Below are 261 nucleotides of genomic sequence, written 5' to 3'. Positions count from 1 at the left end.
CCGAGGGCCGTGATCCCCAGCCGACGGCGGCGGTGCTGGACGCCCAGTCGATCAAGACGTCTGAAGGCGGGGAGGCGGTCGGCTACGACGCCGGCAAGCGGGTTCGGGGACGCAAGCGGCATCTGCTGGTCGACACCGGGGGGCTGCTGCTGGCGGTCATGGTCACCAGCGCGTCCCTGCAGGACCGGCCGGGCGGACGCCAACTGCTCAGCGCCGCCCGCCCGAAGTTCCCGCGACTGGGCAAGGTGTGGGCCGATGGCG

At 73.2% G+C, this 261-nt stretch carries 1 protein-coding gene; it reads left to right on the top strand.

Translation table 11 applies throughout. From position 1 onward, the window contains the following. Window positions 1-261 (top strand): IS5/IS1182 family transposase (locus IN07_RS20025; protein ID WP_036339512.1); only part of this gene is annotated, 261 nt, incomplete at both ends.

Origin of the sequence: Modestobacter caceresii (genome assembly GCF_000761485.1) — a bacterium.
GTDB classification, from domain to species: domain Bacteria; phylum Actinomycetota; class Actinomycetes; order Mycobacteriales; family Geodermatophilaceae; genus Modestobacter; species Modestobacter caceresii.
The sequence above is the reverse complement of the archived record's forward strand: the minus strand, read 5'-3'. Positions and strand labels throughout refer to the sequence as shown.